The 17,695-nt window shown below is 68.6% G+C and carries 17 protein-coding genes and 2 pseudogenes; 12 read left to right on the forward strand and 7 right to left on the reverse strand.

Annotated elements, in window-relative coordinates; translation table 11 throughout:
- Nucleotides 1-164: 164 nt before the first annotated feature.
- Nucleotides 165-920, reverse strand: coding sequence for a TetR/AcrR family transcriptional regulator (locus tag E1293_RS19190; protein WP_132198797.1), 756 nt, complete (start codon nt 918-920; stop codon nt 165-167).
- A gap of 61 nt (nt 921-981) precedes the next feature.
- On the opposite strand from E1293_RS19190, the gene E1293_RS19195 reads away from it, so the two are divergent.
- The 4 genes from E1293_RS19195 (at nt 982) to E1293_RS50235 (ending at nt 3,101) form a co-directional block, all read left to right on the forward strand.
- Nucleotides 982-1,650, forward strand: a complete 669-nt coding sequence (locus E1293_RS19195; protein WP_132198798.1) for a class I SAM-dependent methyltransferase — start codon at nt 982-984, stop codon at nt 1,648-1,650.
- A gap of 478 nt (nt 1,651-2,128) precedes the next feature.
- Entirely contained in the window at nt 2,129-2,800 is a 672-nt protein-coding gene (locus E1293_RS19205) for a hypothetical protein (protein ID WP_165978292.1), read from the forward strand.
- A 69-nt stretch (nt 2,801-2,869) separates the two neighbouring features.
- Entirely contained in the window at nt 2,870-3,004 is a 135-nt protein-coding gene (locus E1293_RS50725; protein WP_279473261.1) for a hypothetical protein, read from the forward strand.
- A complete protein-coding gene (locus E1293_RS50235) occupies nt 2,988-3,101 on the forward strand; it encodes a hypothetical protein (RefSeq protein WP_279473262.1) in 114 nt (37 codons plus the stop codon). The genes E1293_RS50725 and E1293_RS50235 overlap by 17 nt, the downstream gene beginning before the upstream one ends.
- A gap of 148 nt (nt 3,102-3,249) precedes the next feature.
- Here the strand turns inward: E1293_RS50235 and E1293_RS49505 are convergent.
- Together E1293_RS49505 and E1293_RS19225 are read right to left on the reverse strand one after the other, a co-directional pair.
- Nucleotides 3,250-3,555 (reverse strand): annotated as a pseudogene (locus tag E1293_RS49505) (transposase); the annotation flags it as partial.
- A 379-nt stretch (nt 3,556-3,934) separates the two neighbouring features.
- Nucleotides 3,935-4,879: a LysR family transcriptional regulator gene (locus tag E1293_RS19225; RefSeq protein WP_132198800.1), complete on the reverse strand. Its 945-nt coding sequence runs from the start codon at nt 4,877-4,879 to the stop codon at nt 3,935-3,937.
- A 149-nt stretch (nt 4,880-5,028) separates the two neighbouring features.
- Here E1293_RS19225 and E1293_RS19230 point away from each other — a divergent pair, with 149 nt between their 5' ends.
- The 5 genes and pseudogenes from E1293_RS19230 to E1293_RS19250 all read left to right on the forward strand — a co-directional run.
- Nucleotides 5,029-5,652: an NADPH-dependent F420 reductase gene (locus E1293_RS19230; RefSeq protein WP_132198801.1), complete on the forward strand. Its 624-nt coding sequence runs from the start codon at nt 5,029-5,031 to the stop codon at nt 5,650-5,652.
- 59 nt (nt 5,653-5,711) lie between these two features.
- A complete protein-coding gene (locus E1293_RS19235) occupies nt 5,712-6,545 on the forward strand; it encodes a CPBP family intramembrane glutamic endopeptidase (protein WP_132198802.1) in 834 nt (277 codons plus the stop codon).
- Between the two features lie 447 nt (nt 6,546-6,992).
- Nucleotides 6,993-7,658, forward strand: a complete 666-nt coding sequence (locus E1293_RS19240; RefSeq protein WP_132198803.1) for a site-specific integrase — start codon at nt 6,993-6,995, stop codon at nt 7,656-7,658.
- 17 nt (nt 7,659-7,675) lie between these two features.
- Nucleotides 7,676-8,062, forward strand: coding sequence for a tyrosine-type recombinase/integrase (locus E1293_RS19245; protein WP_132198804.1), 387 nt, complete (start codon nt 7,676-7,678; stop codon nt 8,060-8,062).
- Between the two features lie 345 nt (nt 8,063-8,407).
- Nucleotides 8,408-9,212, forward strand: a pseudogene (locus E1293_RS19250) (IS3 family transposase); the annotation flags it as partial.
- A gap of 635 nt (nt 9,213-9,847) precedes the next feature.
- Here E1293_RS19250 and E1293_RS19255 read toward each other — a convergent pair.
- Nucleotides 9,848-12,016: an MMPL family transporter gene (locus tag E1293_RS19255; protein WP_207938940.1), complete on the reverse strand. Its 2,169-nt coding sequence runs from the start codon at nt 12,014-12,016 to the stop codon at nt 9,848-9,850.
- A gap of 134 nt (nt 12,017-12,150) precedes the next feature.
- Here E1293_RS19255 and sigJ point away from each other — a divergent pair, with 134 nt between their 5' ends.
- On the forward strand, nt 12,151-13,041 hold the full coding sequence (gene sigJ, locus E1293_RS19260; protein ID WP_132198806.1) for an RNA polymerase sigma factor SigJ: 891 nt from the start codon (nt 12,151-12,153) through the stop codon (nt 13,039-13,041).
- Nucleotides 13,042-13,381: 340 nt separating this feature from the next.
- Nucleotides 13,382-13,582, forward strand: a complete 201-nt coding sequence (locus E1293_RS19265) for a hypothetical protein (RefSeq protein ID WP_132198807.1) — start codon at nt 13,382-13,384, stop codon at nt 13,580-13,582.
- A gap of 272 nt (nt 13,583-13,854) precedes the next feature.
- On the opposite strand, the gene E1293_RS19270 is transcribed toward E1293_RS19265, so the two are convergent.
- From E1293_RS19270 to E1293_RS19280, 3 genes are read right to left on the reverse strand one after another with little or no spacing between them, the layout of a single operon-like run.
- Nucleotides 13,855-14,199 (reverse strand): DoxX family protein, encoded by a 345-nt coding sequence (locus E1293_RS19270; protein WP_132198808.1) that lies wholly within the window; start codon nt 14,197-14,199, stop codon nt 13,855-13,857.
- Between the two features lie 51 nt (nt 14,200-14,250).
- Nucleotides 14,251-15,015, reverse strand: a complete 765-nt coding sequence (locus E1293_RS19275) for an SDR family oxidoreductase (RefSeq protein ID WP_207938943.1) — start codon at nt 15,013-15,015, stop codon at nt 14,251-14,253.
- The gene (locus E1293_RS19280; protein ID WP_132198809.1) at nt 15,012-16,526 is read right to left on the reverse strand and encodes an FAD-dependent monooxygenase; all 1,515 of its coding nucleotides are present in this window, start codon (nt 16,524-16,526) and stop codon (nt 15,012-15,014) included. The genes E1293_RS19275 and E1293_RS19280 overlap by 4 nt, the downstream gene beginning before the upstream one ends.
- 132 nt (nt 16,527-16,658) lie before the next feature.
- Between E1293_RS19280 and E1293_RS19285 the strand changes: the two genes are divergently transcribed.
- Entirely contained in the window at nt 16,659-17,618 is a 960-nt protein-coding gene (locus E1293_RS19285) for an Lrp/AsnC family transcriptional regulator (protein WP_132198810.1), read from the forward strand.
- The last annotated feature ends 77 nt before the right edge of the window (nt 17,619-17,695 follow it).

Here is a 17,695-nt window from a genome sequence, read left to right on the forward strand (position 1 = left end):
AAGGGCCGTCTTGCGCCGCATCCTCCGACGTGGATGGAGCTTCGGTCAGTCCCAAGGCAGTCGTTGGTGTAGGAGGACTTGCCGGGCGGGGTTGCTCTGTCGTGGAGGCGCCGATCAGCGTCCGGGCCATTCGGTGTCTGGGACCCGGACCGAGCGGGTGGGGCTCAGTCCGGCATGTGGGGCACTGCGCCGGGTGCCTTGGCGGCGGCAGAGGCGGACGAGAAATCGCGGGGTTCTTGGGCGTGGTCGTCCTGGCCACGGCTCTCCGGGCAACCCGGGCCTGCGGCAGGGGCGGTGCAGAGCTGGGCGGTCAAAGTGGCGTAGGCCCACTCTTCCCACTCGTCCGGCGACCAGCCGCGATCTTGGACGAAGAGCAGGTACAGCTGCGGGCTGAGCAGCCCGAACAGCAGGTCGGCGGCCATCGCGACGGAGACGTCCGAGCGGGCACCGGGCTTGCCGGCCAGCGTCTGGGCCGCGGCGTGCTGCACGGTGTAGCGCGGATCGGGGCCGTCGGGCCACTGTGCGGCGATCTGCGGATCGGTGGCCGCGGCGGCCGCGATCAGCGGCATGATCGGGGCCACCCGGTCGAGGATCTCGCGGGTGCCGTGGACGTGCTCGCGCAGTTGGTCGGCCGCGGTGGGCGCGGCGCATGCGGCGCGAAACCACCCCCGGTCCATGGTGGCCACCGGTTCGGTGTCACCGGCGATGGACGTGTCGACGACGTCCTTGAACAGCGTGCGCTTGTTGCCGAAGACGAAGTAGACCGTCTGGACGGCCACGCCCGCCCGGTCCGCGACCTCCTGCAGGCTCGTCGCCCCGTAACCCTGCGCGACGAACAGCGCGCGAGCCGCCTCGACGACCTTCGCACGGGTGCGGCGCGAGCGTTCGGCTCGCTTGTCCGGCCGCTTGACTCTGTCCATATTGCGAGTATATCTCTAAAGTGTGTCACTAGAGTTTAACTCTAGATTCTTGGAGGAGACGATGGACCAGCCCAACGCCACCCAGAAGCCGGAACCGGACCTGGCCTCAACACAGCGAGACCCTGAGGAGGAGTCCGTCCACCGCGCACTGGAGGGCTACTACCGCACCGGAAAGCCACCGTGGGACACCGGCGTGACGCCGCCCGAGCTGGTCGCCCTGGTAGAGGGGCACGGCGCGCTGCCGGCCGGCGGCGCCCTGGAACTCGGCTGCGGCACGGGGACCAACGCCACCTACCTCGCACGGCACGGCTGGGAGGTGACGGCCGTCGACCTGATCCACCGAGCCGTCGACCAGGCCAGGGAGAAGGCTGCGGCGGCGGGGGTGGCGGTACGGCTGCTGCACGGAGACGCCACCCGCCTCGACGAGCTGGACGTGCCGGGCCCCTTCGACCTGTTCTTCGACCTGAGCTGCTTCTGCGGGGTCCCGCTGCACCGCCGCGACGCCTACGCCGCCGGACTCACCCACCGCGCCGCTCCCGGCGCACGCTTGCTGATGTTCGGGTACGGCCCCGAGCCGCTCGGCAATCCGACCACCGAGATCACGTCGTGGGCGGAGGGCGTCACAGCCGACGAGCTCCGCGCCAGGTTCCCCGGCTGGGAACTACTCGACGTCACACCGGGCACCAACTCGGTGCCGACCTTCTGGTTCACGCTGCGCCGCAGCGCCTAGGAAGCATCAGCCCGACGGTGTTCTCCCGAGGCCACGAGCCCGCCGTAGTTGCGGGCGGACACCGGTCGGCATCACGTGCGCTGCGTCGGCTCGCAAGACAACGGCTGGACGGTGAGTCGCGACCTACAGCCCAGTGCGGCTGCACCACGGGGCCGACATCAGCGGCCAGCCCTGAGCACAGATGGGCACGGCGATTCAAGGATGAGGAACCCAGACATGAACCTGCTGCTGTGGATTCTGCAAGCGGCACTCGCAGCGCTGTTCGGCGCCGCGGGCGTGATGACCTCGACCCAACCCAAGGACAAGCTCGAACCCAAGCTGCCCTGGACGGTCGACTTCTCCACCCACGCCGTCCGATTTGCACTGGCTCAAGACCAACTTCTTCAAGACAAGGACGCCTTCAACGAGGGCGGACTGAAGGTTCATGCAGGCGGGTCTGGACCAGTTCCAGCCCGCCGGCTGATACGGCAAGATTGCGTTGGTTGCGGACACGATCAGCGCAGCCAAGCGGGCAGCTGCCGAGGACGACGCGGACGCATGGGACGGGCTGAACGAGTTCGTGCTCTTGGTCGCCGAGAAGCTCGCACCCAAGTTCGCTCAAGACGAGATCCGCACCGAGTTCGCGAAGCTGCGCGAGATGACTAGGTCTGCTGGCTTCGACCTGCGGCCGGAGTTCTCAAGTGAAGGGGTCGAGGCGCTGGTCAGGGTGCGGCTTCTGCCGCTGGAGGAGCCGAAGATCCCTCTGAGCGAAGAGATCACCGCTCTGGAGGCCGACTTCGCCAGGCTCGGCTTGGACGTCGCGACGACCTGTTACCAGCAGGCAGTGGATTCATTCGTCGATGGCCGCTTCCTCGCGGCCAACGGCCAACTCCGGTCGATGTTCGAGGCCGTAGTCATCCATTTCGCGGTGGTCAACGGCTTCAACTCGACTCAGCAAGGCGACGGCGGACGCGCCATCGGATACCTGAAGGACAAGGGTTTCCCCCCGCCGGACGATGGCGGGAACTTCATCCATGGCCTCTGGAAGATCACCCACACTAGCGGTCCCCATCCGGGAACGACCGATGCCGGAGAGGTCCACTTCCGGATGCTCGCCATCACTGGCGCAGCCCGGTATCTGATAGACCGGTTCGCTCCACCGACCCCATAGACCTCCGCTTGACTTGTCCAAATAAAGTCGGAGATCGGGTTCGGCATCACGAGGCTGCTGAACATCGACCTGCTGCCGTGCATCAAGCGGATCAACAAGGTCCGGCTGTACCGGCCCGCCGCCGGCCACCCCCGGCGCGTATCCACACCTGGCGGCGGCGCTGACCCGGCCGATCAACTGGGACGTCATCGCCTGCAACTATGACCAGGTCATCAAGTACGCCATCGCGATCCGCACCCGCACCACATCCACCGAGGCGATCCTGGCGCGCTTCAGGGCATCGCCAATGCTCGCCCGTTGAAGCCGCTGCCGCCGCCGATCAACGAATCAGACCAGATCGCCTACCTGAACGTCCGAAGACGGCAACGTCTGGGCGGGATCCTCAACGAGTACGAGCATGCGGCTTGACCTGCACGGACGAGGTTTTCGGCAGGAGCAGGATCGTCGGCGGCACGCTCGATCATCCGCCACGCCAGCTCCGGCTTGGTCGCGAACACCGCCCCATCCGGGACACCGGCGTCCTCCAAGCCCGGGTCGGTGAACCAGGACTTGGGAAGGTAGAGCTCACGGTCGATCGGCACCCGCTGCCGGTCGGGATTCACATACGAGCAGAACACCCCGATCTGACAGTTGGTGATCTTGCCCGCGGTGCCGGTGTACTGGCGCTACACCCCCGCCGAGCGGCGGCCCTTCTTCTCGAACCCGGTGTCGTCGACCACCAGCACCCCGGCCAGGTCACCGAGCCGCTCGGCGACCTACGCCCGCAGGGCGTCACGCACTCGGCCAGCGACCAGCCGTTCTTGCGTTCCAGCCCGCTCAGCAGCCCCCGCAGGAACGACCGGGGCCGCAACCACGGCTCCCGCCGCCCGAAGAACGGAGCCACCACCTACGCGAACAAACCCATCGAACGCATCGGCCCACACCGCCGGGTCGACACCTCTACAGTAGGCGGCACGGCCACCGCCGATCGTTTGGTTCATACACACCCACACGATCACAGCGGTGGCCATCTCACGTCCGAGCCTCCATCAGACCGAGATCTCCAAGTGCGGCTGGAGTAGTAGAGGCCCCACACCCGTCTTCGGGCACGTCCGGACTGTCCGCGAGCCTATTCGGGACACGCCTCTCCCGTGGTTAGAAAACGGGCGTCCGATTCGCTTTCTCTGAGATCACCTCATTTGAAACGGCACCGCTTGCAAGCCGCCACATTTCATAGTTCCCGCATTCTGCGGTGATCTCGGCCGTCGCCAGGGCCGCGGTGAAGAAGTCGTCGGCCAGCGGCGAGGTGCGCGATGCCGCCATTGCGAGGCACACCTGGTCGGGCGGGAGTTCCGGGATGGGTACGTAGCCGATGTCCGGACGTGAGTAGAACAGTGTTTCCGAACGTCCCACGAACGAGATGCCCCGGCCGGCCGCGACGTGCTCGAGTTTCTCCTCCACGCCGTGCACCCGGACCCCGGAGTCAGAATGCGGGCGCCTGGTGGGGTGCGTGCTCGGGCCGGCATGCCAGACCAGCGGCTCACCGGCCAGGTCGGCCTCGGTGACCTCCTCCTTACCGGCCAACCGGTGGCCCGCGGGTAGCACCACCATGAGCGGCTCGGTGTACAGCGGGGTGACGCGCAGGCCGGTCTCGTCGATGGGCAGCCGCACAAAGCCGACGTCGATGCGGCCGTCGAGCAGCATCGTGGCCTGGTCGTCCCACTCGATCCGCTGCACGTCCACGACCACGTCCGGATGTCGGGCCTCGAACGCCTGGGCCGCCGGGATGACCGGGATGCCGGTCCGGAAGCCGACCGCCAGCCGCCGGCTGCCCCGCGCGGCCGCGGTCACCCGGCGGCGGACCGCGTCAGCGGAGGCCAGCAGCGGGCCGGCGTCGGCCAGCAACTGCCTGCCGGCGTCGGTCAGCGCCACGCCGTGGCTGTCCCTTGTCAGCAGCGGGGTGCCGAGATCCTTTTCCAGCGCGCGGATCTGCCGACTGAGCACCGGCTGCGCGATGTGCAGCTCATCGGCGGCGCGGCCGAAGTGCAGCCTGTCTGCGACGGCGACGAAATAGCGCACCTTGCGCAGGTCCAGATCCATGAAGCCTCCCGGTCCGGCGATGCCTCCAGGGTATCGCAGCGGCTGAAAGAGGTATGGGATACCGACCCACCCACGGGAATGGCACAAGGGCCACAACCGGTTGGCAGCAGGCACAGCGTCCTATTCAGTTCCAGAAAGAAGGCAGACCAATGAGTAGTGTCAGTATTATCGGCCTGGGGGGCATGGCCCACGCCATCGCCGCACGCGCGGTCGCCGGCGGCAACGCCGTCGAGATCATCGGCCGCGACGCGGCCAAGGCGGAGGACCTGGCCGCGACGCTCGGCGGCGGGGCCACGGTCGGGACATTCGGCGCCGTCCCGGTTGGCGACATCGTCGTCCTGGCCGTGCCATACGCCAGCGCCGTGCCGGTCGTCGCCCAGTACGGGGACGCACTGGCCGGCAGGTTCATCATCGACATCTCCAACACGTTCAACGCCGACGCCACCGGGCTCGTCACCCCTGAAGGCACGTCCGGTGCGCAGGAGATCGCCAAGGCAGTCCCGGAGAGTGCGCACGTGGTGAAGGCGTTCAACACGGTCTTCGGCCACGTGCTGGCCCAGGGGCGTCCGTTGGACGTGTTCTTCGCCGGAGATGACGCGCGGGCCAAGGCCGACGTGTCGGCGTTCATCGAGAGCCTCGGACTGCGCCCGCTCGATGTCGGCGGCCTGGAGATGGCCCGCTGGCTGGAAGGGGTCGGGCCGCTGCTGATGGGCCTGGCCCGCAACGGCGCGGGGACCTTCGACATCGCCCTCCGCGTCGACCTCCCCGGCTAAGCACACCCCTGCTAGTAGTCGGCGGCGCTCCCGCCACGGATTCTCACGAAGGAGTCATCATGCGTCTGATATGGCAGCTCTTAGCGGTTGTGGCGGTCTGGATCCTCGGCAGTTTCGGCACGGCGGCGGTGAAGGACAACCCCTGGCCGGCGCTCGTCGCCGGCGTGCTGACGGCCGTCATCGCGGTCCTGGTCTACGGCTGGGTGGTGCGGCGCACCGAGCACCGGGCCCCCGTCGAGGTGTCGCCGAAGGGAGCAGGCGCGGGGATCAGCTGGGGCACGCTGCTCGGCATCGCGCTATTCGGGGCAGTCATCGCGAACATCGCCTTCTTCGGCGACTACACGATCAACGGCCTGGGCACGCCGACGAACGCCGTCAGCCTGCTCGGCATCATGGCGGGTGCCGCCGTGACCGAGGAGCTGGTCTTCCGCGGTGTCCTGTTCCGGAACGTCGAACACTGGACCGGAACCTGGAACGCGCTCGTGCTGACCGGCTCGCTGTTCGGCCTGATCCACCTGCTCAACGCGAACGCCACCCTGTGGGGCGCCATCGCCATCGCCATCGAGGCGGGCGGGATGCTCACCGCCGCGTACATCGCCACCCGCAAGCTGTGGGTGCCGATCGGTCTGCACTTCGGCTGGAACATTGCCGCGAGCGCCATCTTCAGCACCGAGGTGTCGGGCAGCAACACCCCGCAGGGCCTGCTGGACGCGACGATGTCGGGTCCAGCGCTGGTCACGGGCGGCGACTTCGGACCGGAGGGCAGTGTGTACGCCGTGGTGTTCGGCGTCGTGGCCACCGTCGTGCTCATGTGGCTGGCACACCGGCGTGGTCACGTGGTCCCCGTCCGTCGCTCGGCCCGCGCGGACCTGGCCGCTGGGCTCGCCAGGTGATCGGACTTCAGCGGGTCCTGGACCGTGACGGCAGATCGACGTCACGGTCCGGGAGTGAGCCGTCCCGGTTCCCGTGACGAGGTTCGAGGCTGTCGTGAGGAGCGGACGTAGCGGGTGGCGTTTGGTGACGTCTGGCTTGGTCGAGATGGCGTTGTCTCCCCGGGGTGTTCCGGTGGAGCGCACGATGGTCGGATGGGACGTGTTCGGGGTGCTGGTGGCGTGTACCGCCGGTGTGGGTGTGAAGATCGGGTTTCGGGCCTGGCGGTGGGTGGCAGATGCCCCCGGCTGTCGATGCAGCGGAGCCATGGGAGCTGGTATCTGAGGCTGGAGCTGGGCAGCGGTCCGGGCGGGACCCGGCGGCGGGTCCGGCGGGGCGGGTTCCCCACCCGGAAGGCGGCTGAGGAGGAGCTGCGGCGGTTGCATGGGCCGACGGGCAGTGCGTTAACGGTGGCGGAGTGGCTGGGGCGGTGTTTGGCGAACCATCCGGGTGCGGCGTCGACGGTGGCCGGTTACGCCGATCACGTGGAGCGCTATCTAACCCCGTTGTTGGGTGGTCTGCTGGTGGCGGAGGTTTCGGTAGGGCATTTGGAGCGGATGCTGGCCACGATCGCGCACGACCACGAACAGAGGGGGCGGCCGGTGACGGCGGCGACGCTGCACCGGATTCGGGCGACGTTGCGTGCGGCGTTGAATGCTGCGCTGCGGGCGGGGTTGATCGAGGAGAACCCGGCGTCGCTGGTGGTGCTTCCATCGGCGCGGCGGCCGCGTGCGGTGGTGTGGACTGCGGGCCGGGTGGAGCAGTGGCGGCGGACGGGGGAGCGGCCGAGCGTGGCGGTGTGGACGGTCGTGCAGACCGCGCGGTTCCTCAATGGCATCCGTACCCATCGGCTGTACGCCGTCTACCACCTGATCGCGCTGCGCGGGCTGCGGCGCGGCGAGGCGGCGGGATTGCGGTGGCGCGAGGTCGACCTGGACGCAGGAACCGCGGTGATCTGCCGGCAGGTGCAGCGCAGGAACGGCCGGCTGACCGCGTGCGCGCCCAAGACGCCGCACAGCACCCGGGTGATCGCGCTGGACCGCACCACCGTGACGGCGTGTCGCCGGGGTGGTTGACTCATCAGTTCCAGCGGTTGATCGCCGAGCAGGACATGCCGCCGATCCGGTTGCACGATCTGCGGCACGGCGCCGCGACCCTGGCCCTGGCCGCGGGTGTGGAGTTAAAGGTGGTGCAGGAGATGCTGGGGCATTCCAGCATCGTGCTGACCGCCGACACCTACACCAGCGTCCTACCCCAGGTCGCCCACACCGCAGCCGAGAAGACCGCCGCACTGCTCATGCACGCCGCCGGCATCGTGCCCGGCACCAACCGCCGCCGCGGCAAAGCCCCGACCCGCCGCAAGCGGCGCGCCCCGCGCAACGGACAGACGCGGCTACCCAGACAGCGCACCAGCAGGACAAACCGGCTCACGCGTGCGCGCCCCCGGGCTCGACCGGCCGCGCAGCCTCCCGCGTGGTAGCGGCTCGCACGCGACTTAGAGCTTCGGCTCCCCGACATGAAATCTTCGACCAGGAAAGGACAACCGCATACCGTTTCCGCACCCGACGACCGGTCGGTGCGTGATCGAACCTGCCCGAACGATGGCCGGGGGAGAGAAGCCCCTTTGTAGGTCTCTGCTCCTGTGTCCCGTCCCCAGGAGGGCCTCATCTTGGCCCCAGGCATGATCCCCGGCACACCTGGCGGGAGGGTGTTTGCGCTGGTCAGGGTAGTGGGTTGCGTGGGACTCGAACCCACAACCTACGGATTAAAAGAAACTGCCGTATCAGCGTGTTCTCGGTGCCATTCTATGCTGACCTGTCCGCATCGAGCCCCATTTCCGTGCCACCCGATGCCGTCGCGTGCCCCTGCGGCGCTGGCCGAACGGATCCGGCAGATCCACGCCGATCCACGCCGATCCGGACGGGACTTACGGGTCGCCGCGGGTGACGGCCGAGCTGGGCGACCAGGGCTGCAAGGTGAACCACAAGCGCATCGAACGGGTGATGCGCGTGTTCGGCATCGTCGGGCTGCACCTGCGCAGCAAGGTCCGCACAACTGTGCCCGAACCGTCCCACCAGAAGGTTCCCGACCTGCTGAACCGTGACTTCACCGCCCCGGTGCCAGGCCGGCGCTACGTCGGGGACATCACTTATCTGCCGGTCGGTGATGGACGGTTCCGCTACCTTGCGACCGTCATCGACCTGTGCTCTCGCCGCCTGGCGGGCTGGTCGATCGCCGACCACATGCGCACCGAACTGGTCATCGACGCCCTCCAGGCAGCCGCCCACACTCGCGGCGGGCGGCTGGACGGGGCGATCTTTCACTCCGATCACGGCGGGCAGCAGTACAGCAGTGCCGACTTCGCGGCCGCGTGTGCACGGCTCGGGGTCGTCCAGTCGATGGGCGCGGTGGGAACCAGTGCCGACAACGCGGCGGCCGAGGCGTTCAACGCGAGCCTGAAGCGCGAGACACTGCAGGGCCGCAAGCGCTGGAACGGGCCGCACCAGGCCCGGCTGGCGGTGTTCGGCTGGGTCACGCGATACAACACCACCCGCAGACATTCGGCGCTGGACCAAACCAGCCCGATCAACTACGAACAACAGTCCCAAAAAGTGGCTCAAGCCGCATAACAGCCGGTGTCCATGCTTTGGGGGGAACCCCCGTTTCGGTTGTTGACATGTGACTACTCCTTGAGGCAAAGGAATGTTGGGTGGATATCCCTGCTCACAGCAGAGAACATGGTCGCCGGTGTGCAGCGGCCCGTCCGGGGCAAAGGTCCCCATCAAGCCTGGCTGCGGGTCCAGGCCGCGGAACTCCCGATTCCGCCTCAGGGCCCCGCATGCGCGTACATCGCGGTCATGGCGAGCTTGCGCCTGCTGTCCCCTTCCGTTTGTGATGTGTCGGACGAGGTGGGGTCGATCGACGGTCGGCGGGATCTCCTGCTGATGTCTATTGCTCAGGGATACTGCGACGCTAGGTCCGTCACCAGCCGTAGGGGGCCGAATCGCCTCCCGGCGAAGAGCGCGCCGAGCAGTTCCATCACCACCGATGAATCGCACCATCGCAGGAGAAAACGCCTGCACCCACAGATATTTGTCGGCCTGCTTGGCGATCGGCTGTGAGGCTTTCTCCAGGCCGGACAGGGCGAAACGGCCGCCAAGATCGCTTGCACGATCCACAAGAGCACGTTCATCGAGGAGACCGTTTCTGTTGTCGTTGGTGGTACGGGATTCCGCACAGGACTCGTCCATGACGGTGTGCGCGCTCAGTGCCGCTCGAGTTCCAGCCTTGGCAGCAGGCGGGCGAGCGGCGCCGGCAGCCACCAGGCGCGGCGGCCCATCAGTTCCATCGCGGCCGGGACGATCAGGCAGCGGATGATGACAGCGTCCACGAGGATCGCGACGGCCAGGCCGAATCCGGCCTGCTGGAGCAGCCGGTCCGGGCTGAGCATGAACGCACCGAAGATCACCACCATGATCGCCCCGGCCGCGGTGATGACCGAGCCGGTGTGGGCGAGGCCTTCCCGGACGGCGCGGGACGGGTTGTGCGGCGAGCGAGTCCACTCCTCGTGGATCCGCGAGATCAGGAAGATCTCGTAGTCCATCGACAGCCCGAAGACGATGGCGAAGACCATCACCGGCAGGTACGCCTCGATGGGGCCGGGCTCGACACCGAACCAGCCGTCCTGGAACACCAGCGTCATCGCGCCGAGCGCGGCACCGATGCTGAGCAGGTTCAGCAGTGCGGCCTTCAGCGGAACGAGCACTGACCGGAACACCACCATCAGCAGGATCAGCGAGAGGCCGACGACGATGGCCATGAACAGCGGCAGCCGGTCGGCGACCTTGCCGGAGTAATCCTCGGACGCGGCCGTGGCCCCGCCGACCAGGTACGTCGCGCCGTTCTGCGCCGACAGCCCCGGCAGGACGTCGTCGCGCAGTGCGCCGACGAGCCGGGAGGTCTCCTGGTCCTGCGGCGCGGACGTGGGGAACACCAGCACCGTCGCGGCCTTGCCGTCCGGTGTGGGCAGCGGGTCGGCCGCGGCTTGGATGCCCGGGGTCCCGTTCAGCGCGCGCGCCGCAGCTGCGGCGGCGTCCGGGCCGCCGTCGGCGACCACCAGCAGCGGGCCGTTGAACCCGGGCCCGAAGCCCTCGGAGAGCAAGTCGTAGGCCTGCCGGCTGGTGGCGTCCGCCGGGTCGCTGCCCGCGTCGGAGAAGCCGAGCCGCATCCCGAGCGCCGGGAGGACCAGCGCGCCGAGCAGCACCCCCGCCGCAAGCAGCGCGGCCAGCGGGCGCCGCTGCACCAGGGCCGCGAGCCGCCGCCAGTGCGTCCCCTCGGCGGCCCGGCCCTTGGCCTCGCGCCGCCCGGCGCGGCGGACGAACTGGCGGGCGAAGCGGCGGCCGAAGACGCCGAGCAGCGCGGGCAGCAGGGTCAACGCGGCCAGCATCGTCACCAGCACGGTCAGCGCGACCGACAGCGCCATTCCCTGCAGCGACCCGAGCCCGAACGCGACGAGACCGAGCAACGCCAGGATGACGGTGCAGCCGGCGAAGAACACCGACCGGCCCGCGGCGTCCAGCGCGTTCACGGTGGCCGTTTCCGGATCCGCGCCGCGCAGCAGCTCGGCGCGGTAGCGGGCGAAGATCAGCAGCGCGTAGTCGATGCCGACGCCGAGACCGACCAGGATCATCACCGGTGGTGTCCATTCGGCGATGGTGAAGACGTGCGAGGCGACGACGATCGCGCCGACCGTGGACCCGACGGCGAACAAGGCGATGATGATGGGCAGCCCGGCGGCGACGACCGTCCCGAACATCAGGACCAGGACGATCAGCGCGGCCAGCAGGCCCACGCCCTCCGCCACGCTCGTCCCGCCCTGGCCCAGCAGCCGGGCCGCGTCGCCGCCCAACTCGGCCCGCAGCCCGCCGCCCTCGGCCTTCTGGGCGGCGTCGAAGATGCGCTGGGTGTCGGCCTTGGGCATCTCCTGCGACGGGACCTTCAGCATCACGGTGGCGTAGCCGATCGTGCCGTCCTCGCTGATGGCGGCCGTGTCCTGGTACGGGCTGCGGACCTGGCCGACCTTGGGCAGCCCGACGACGTCGTCGAGCATGGCGGTCACCCTCTGCTCGACGCCGGGCCTGCGCAGCCCGCCGGCGTCGTGCAGGACGATCTCGATGGTGTCCCCGGCACGGGCGGCACCGTGCTGCTCTAGTAGGTCGGCGGCCTGCTGCGACTCGGTCCCGGGCAGGGAGAAGTCGTTGCGGTAGTCGTCACCGGTCACCGATGCGACGCCCCACACGCCGCCCAGGACGGCGACCCACAGGATCAGAGCGAGCCATCGGCGGCGATGGGCCAGGCCCGCGATGCGGACGAACACCCCACGCCGCGAGGGCGGTCGGGCATTCTCTTCTTTGTTCAGTTCGGTCAGTGCCATGGTCTGGTCTCCGGTGTGGTCGGCTTGCCAGGTTTCGTGGTTGACGACGCAGCCACGCGAGGTGTGACGTCGGCGCCGACCCGTCATCGGGGGTGTCACACTCGGCCTTGCCGCGCCGTCAATCAGGCATGGGGATGACAGACCGGGACACCGAGGAACTGCTCGCACGGCACTTCGAGGCCAACCGGCCGCGGCTACTGCGCGTGGCGTACACGATGACGGGCTCGCTGGTCGAGGCAGAGGACTGCGTCCAGGAGGCATGGCTGCGGCTGCGCGGCCTGGACGATCCCGCCGCCATCCGCGAGCTGGCGGCGTGGCTCACGACCACCGTCAGCAGGCTGGCGCTCGACGTGCTGAGCAGCGCCCGTGCGCGCCGCGAGCAGTACATCGGCACATGGCTGCCGGAACCGCTGGTCGAGACCGGCTCACCCGACCCGGCCGACCGGGTCACACTGGACGAGTCGGTCAGCATGGCGCTGCTCGTCGTCCTGGAGCTGCTCTCCCCGGCCGAGCGCACAGCGTTCGTCCTGCACGACGTGTTCGGCGTCCCGTTCCCCGAGATCGCCCAAGTCGTCGGCCGCACCCCCGGCGCGGTGCGCCAACTCGCCTCCCGGGCCCGTAGGCACGTCGAGGACGGTCGGCCCCGCACCCCCGCAACCCGCGCCGAACAGCATGAACTGGTCCAAGCGTTCACCGCCGCCTGTCAGCACGGCGACCTACCCGCCCTGATCGCACTCCTCGACCCCGACGTCGTCCTGCGCGGCGACGGCGGCGGCAAGACCAACACCCTGAACCACATCGAACGCAACGCCGCACGGGTGGCGCCCATGATGATCGGCCATTCCCAGACCGCGGGCCCGATGCACATCCTGCCCGCCGAAGTCAACGGCGCCCCCGGCCTGGTCGTCCGCAGTAGCGACGGCGGACTGGCAGTCCTGGCGTTCACCGTTGACGCCGGACTCATCACCGCGATCGACCTCATCCGCAACCCCGACAAACTCGCCAACGTTCCGAACCTCGGGTGACGCGGCCCGCGGGGGATCATGCCCGGCTGGGAGCTCGACATCGCCGGGCGCCCCCTCACCTTGGCCGTCCTCGTCCCCGCCCTGGTCGTGCCGGGTGTGTTCTTCACCACCCTGGCGCTGTGGCCGCTCGGCCAGGTGATCGTCACCGGCGACCGCGATGACCACCACGTTCTGGGCCGTCCGCGCGACCGCCCGATCCGCACCGGCGCCGGGGCCGCCGGGATGACCTTCTACGGGCTGCTGTGGCTGGCCGCGGCCAACGATCAGATCGCCCTCAACTTCCACCTGGACCTGTTCCGGCGTCACCTGGTTCTTCCGCGTCACGGTCCTCGCCGGGCCGGTGACGGCGTTCGTCCTCACCAACCGGCTCTGCCACCAACTCACCAGGCAGGAACGCCTGGTCAGGGGCCATGGCCGCGAGACCGGCCGGATCGTCATGGACACCCAAGGAGGATTCACCGAGATCCACACAAGACCGGCCCACTCGCACGTCCCGATCGACTCGCCGGACCAACCTTTCGCCGACACCCTCAAGGAGTGACCGTTGTCGTCCCAATCCGCTAACGCCGTGAACGAACCAGCCGTGTCCGCCCCACCGCGTTTCTACGGGCTCCTGAAGACGGCGGCCGCCTTCCTGGCGACCTCCATGTTGATCCGAGGAGTCACCGCGGGCCAGCGCGGCCCGACCAGCCATCACGGCCGCCCGGACAGCCAGACTCTCGACGTACTTACAGGTCGCTGGTCAGAGAATTGGTGGGCGTTCAAGGAACGCCGTCGGGACAGCGCAAAAATGTCGAGCCGGTTAATGGTGACTCAGTGGGCTAGATTCGCCGTTAGTGTGAGGATGGCGAGTACAAAGAACGCGCCCCAGTTGGCAAGGCGGTAGTAGCGGACCCGCAGGTGGGCGATCAAGGCGCCGACGAAGAAGAGGACGAGGCCGACAGCGGCGCTCGTGCCGATCCACGGTTCGGCGAAGCCGACCAGCAGCCCGAGGGCGCCCGCGGCCTTGAGCGCGCCCAGTGGGACAGCCCACGAAGGCGGCACGCACTTAATCTTCATGACGGCGGCAACCCTCTCGTTGCCGGTGAAATCCAAGTAGGCGGCGTAGAAGTTGGCGATCGCCGTTACGACAGTGATGGCGACGTAGGCGATGAACACAGGACTCTCCATCGGTAGGTGGATCCAAGGCGGGGTCGCGTCTTCGACAGGTCAAGCGGTCAGGCCGCCGTCGACGGAGATTCTTTGACCGGTGATCCAGCGAGCTTCGCCGGAGGCGAGGAAGGCGACGACATCGACGATGTCCTCGGGTTCGCCGAGCCTGCCCAGGGGCGTCTGCCCAATGAGGTCGGCCAGCATGTCCAGGATGGGCTGGATCGCATCGGTGTTGACCGGCCCGGGTAGCACGCTGTTGACCGTGACCTTCCGCTGCGCCACCTCACGGTCGAAATGGCGCACCAGTTGCTCGCCGACCGATTTTCTCGCCGCGTACAGCGATGTGGACGGGTCGTAAAAGCGGGTGGCGGAAGAGGAAATGTAGACGATCCTTCCGCCGTCGCGAATCCGGGTCGCGGCCTCCCGGAATGCGGCGAACGTGGCTTGGGACTTGGCCGCGAAGGTGTGCGTGTAGTCGTCGCCGCTGGCACCGGCGATCGGGCCGTGCGCGAACCCGTAGGCGTTGTGCACGAATACGTCCAGACCGCCGTATTCACGTTCTGCTGTGTCGAAGAGCGACCGCAGTTGCACAGGGTCGGCCACATCCGCTTGCACCATCGTGGCCTGCCCTCCGGACGCCTTGATGGTGGAAGCGACCTTCTTGGCGGCCTCGGCGTTGCTCTTGTAGTTGATGACGACTCGGGCCCCGTCCTCGGCCAGTCGCAGCGCGATCGCTCGGCCGATGCTTCGCCCGCTCCCGGTGACGATGGCGATGCGGCCAGACTGTGGCATGGATTTCCCCGGTGATGTGGTCGGCTTCATTCGCGGGCACTGCCGACAGGTGACGGGTCGGCCGGGGACCGGTTCGGGGCGCCGAACCAGGAGGTGAGGGCCTTCTCCATCTCCGGGAGTCCGCTGGTCCAGCACACGTGGCCGTCGGGCCGGACGAGCATCGCCGTCGCGGGGACGTCCCCCCGGGGTTCGGCCTGGACGTGGTCGACCCGAGCGGCCCACGCGCCCGCGGCGGCCGCGAGGTGATCACTACGGGTGAGGTCGAGCAGCAGGCCGCGCCCGGTGTGCAGCAGCGAATGGCTCCTGCGGGGTTCGCCGGCCACGGTCACATCGAGGTCGGGCATGCGCATGCCCACCAGGGGGTCTTCGGACGCCCCCGCGATGTCGTAGCGGATGTCGAGCCCGGTCATCATCCCCGCCATCCACCGCATGGCCTCGGGCCTACGCAGGAGCTCTTCGAGAATCCCCCGCGCCGCCGACAGATCTGGGTCGCCCGTGCCCACCCAGTCCATCAGCAGCCCCTGCGTCTGGGTGTTGGCCAGGACACGGGCGCCGACCGGGTGCCGTTCGGTGTGGTAGGTGTCCAGTAGCTGGTCGGGTGCCCAGCCGTGCACCGCGGCGGCCAGCTTCCACCCGAGATTGAACGCGTCGCCAAGACCGAGGTTCACGCCCTGCCCGGCAAGGGGCAGGTGGATGTGAGCGGCGTCGCCGACGAAGAGCACTCGTCCTCGCTGGTAGGTGGTGAGCTGCCGGGCGGAGTTGTCGATCCGGGCGGCGCGGCGTAGGCCGACCAGTTCGACCTGGTCGCCGTAGACCGCGCGCAGCCCGGCGCGCAGTTCGTCCGTGGTCACCTCGGCTTCCCTGGGCACCGCCGGCCCCGGCCCGCCGACGACCAGTCGGCGCACGGGCGCTTCCAGGGGGAACTGGATGGCCCAGTGTCCGCCGCTGCTTCGTTCCAGCCCCTGGCGAGTGCTTCCGAGACCGGACAGCACGGCTTCGGCGGTCACCGAGGTGGAGGTGCCCTTCCGCCCTGGGAAATCCAGCCCCATGATCTTGCGGATCGTGCTGCGCCCGCCATCGGCGGCCACCAGATAGCGCCCGCGATGCCGCACGATGCCGTCGGGCCCGTTGGCCGTCACCGTGACCCCGTCCGCCTCGGCCACCATGTCGACCACCTGATGTCCGCGCAGCATGGGGACGCCGCCTCCGACCAGCCGGGCCTCAAGGAATTCCTCGATCTTGCCCTGGGGGACGTTGTAGGCGGGGTGGCGTGTCGGCCACGACTGGAAGTCGACCGGCAGACCGGCGAAATGCCCGATCTCCGTCGTGGGGAAGTCGCCGGTCGCCAGCAGCGACTCGAGCATCCCCCGCTGGTCGAACAGCTCGGCGGTGCGGCAATGGATCACTCCTGCCCGCGACATCGGGTTGCGCTCGGGCAACGCGTCCAAGACCATCGGATACGCCTCGGCCAGCATCAGCTCGGCCGCGGTCATCAACCCGGTCGGGCCCGCACCCACGACGATCACGTCCACTGCGGTCATGTGTCCTCCTCATCGCCCTTGGTCCGGGCGACGTCCGATCTCGGCAACGTCCTCACCCTGCGTTTGCGGCGGGTCAGATGCCACTCGGCCCGGTTGAGTAGCTCAATTTCGACATGACGTATCGTGGCTAGAGTGAGATCCGACTCGTGTGACGAGGTTGACCGTCAAATCGCCCATGCCGTCCAGATCAACGCCCGGGCGCCGTTCAGCCAGATCGCCACCAGCCTCGGCGTGTCGGACCAGACCGTCGCCCGCCGCTACACCCGCCTGCGATCGAGCGGGGCCTTGCACGTTCGAGGCCTCACCGACCCGTACCTGGGCGGCAACGCGCCCTGGGTGCTTCGAGTGCGCTGCGCGCCCGTCGCGGCGGCCAAGGTGGCCGAAGCCCTGGCCCGGCGCGACGACACCGCCTGGGTCCGCTTGACCTCGGGCGGCACCGAGATCGTCTGCATGGTGGCCGGCCACAGCGGCGGCGGCGAAGCGCTCCTCCTGGATCGGCTTCCGCACACCCCCCGCATCGAAGGCGTGACGGCGCACCACCTGCTGCGCACCTTCTGGCGGGGACTGCACCGCCTGATTGCCGAGCACAGCGGCCTGACCGCCGACCAGATCCGATCACTCCAGCAGCCCGAAACCGCGCGCACCCCTGAACTGACGGCACTCAGCGACGGCGACCAGTTGCTTCTGGACGCCCTGGCGCGCGACGGCCGTACCGGACTCGCCGATCTCGCCGCGGCCACCGGCTGGTCGCGCTCCACCGTGAGCCACCGAATGACCGACCTGGCCGCCGGCGGGGTCCTCTACTACGACGTGGACGTCGACCAGCGGCTCTTCCCCGCCATCACCGCATGGACCGTGCTCTGGCTGTCCGTCGAACCCGCGGCACTCGAAACAGTCGGCAAGGCACTCGCCGAGCACCCCGAAGTCGGCTACGCGGCCGCTACCACCGGCCCGACCAACATCTACGCCAGCGTCGCAGGCCCGAACGCACCCGCCCTGTACACCTATCTGACTCGCCGGATCGCGCCACTCCCCGGCATCCGGCACATGGAAACCGCCCCCGTCCTGCACAGCCTCAAAAGCAACCGATAACCCTGAACTGAAAGCTGATCACCGCCTCACCCACAGACTTTCAGACACTCCCTTGTGGCGCCTGGGAGTGCGGGCAC

This window comes from Actinomadura darangshiensis, from assembly GCF_004349235.1.
Taxonomy (GTDB): domain Bacteria; phylum Actinomycetota; class Actinomycetes; order Streptosporangiales; family Streptosporangiaceae; genus Spirillospora; species Spirillospora darangshiensis.

Bases quoted from the DNA above. Each gene is read 5' to 3' on its own strand.
- E1293_RS19235 (WP_132198802.1), top strand. From the start codon at position 5,712: ATGCGTCTGATATGGCAGCTCTTAGCGGTTGTGGCGGTCTGGATCCTC.
- E1293_RS19255 (WP_207938940.1), bottom strand. From the start codon at position 12,016: ATGGCACTGACCGAACTGAACAAAGAAGAGAATGCCCGACCGCCCTCG.
- E1293_RS19225 (WP_132198800.1), bottom strand. From the start codon at position 4,879: ATGGATCTGGACCTGCGCAAGGTGCGCTATTTCGTCGCCGTCGCAGAC.
- E1293_RS19190 (WP_132198797.1), bottom strand. From the start codon at position 920: ATGGACAGAGTCAAGCGGCCGGACAAGCGAGCCGAACGCTCGCGCCGC.
- sigJ (WP_132198806.1), top strand. From the start codon at position 12,151: ATGACAGACCGGGACACCGAGGAACTGCTCGCACGGCACTTCGAGGCC.
- E1293_RS19280 (WP_132198809.1), bottom strand. From the start codon at position 16,526: ATGACCGCAGTGGACGTGATCGTCGTGGGTGCGGGCCCGACCGGGTTG.
- E1293_RS19230 (WP_132198801.1), top strand. From the start codon at position 5,029: ATGAGTAGTGTCAGTATTATCGGCCTGGGGGGCATGGCCCACGCCATC.
- E1293_RS19195 (WP_132198798.1), top strand. From the start codon at position 982: ATGGACCAGCCCAACGCCACCCAGAAGCCGGAACCGGACCTGGCCTCA.
- E1293_RS19275 (WP_207938943.1), bottom strand. From the start codon at position 15,015: ATGAAGCCGACCACATCACCGGGGAAATCCATGCCACAGTCTGGCCGC.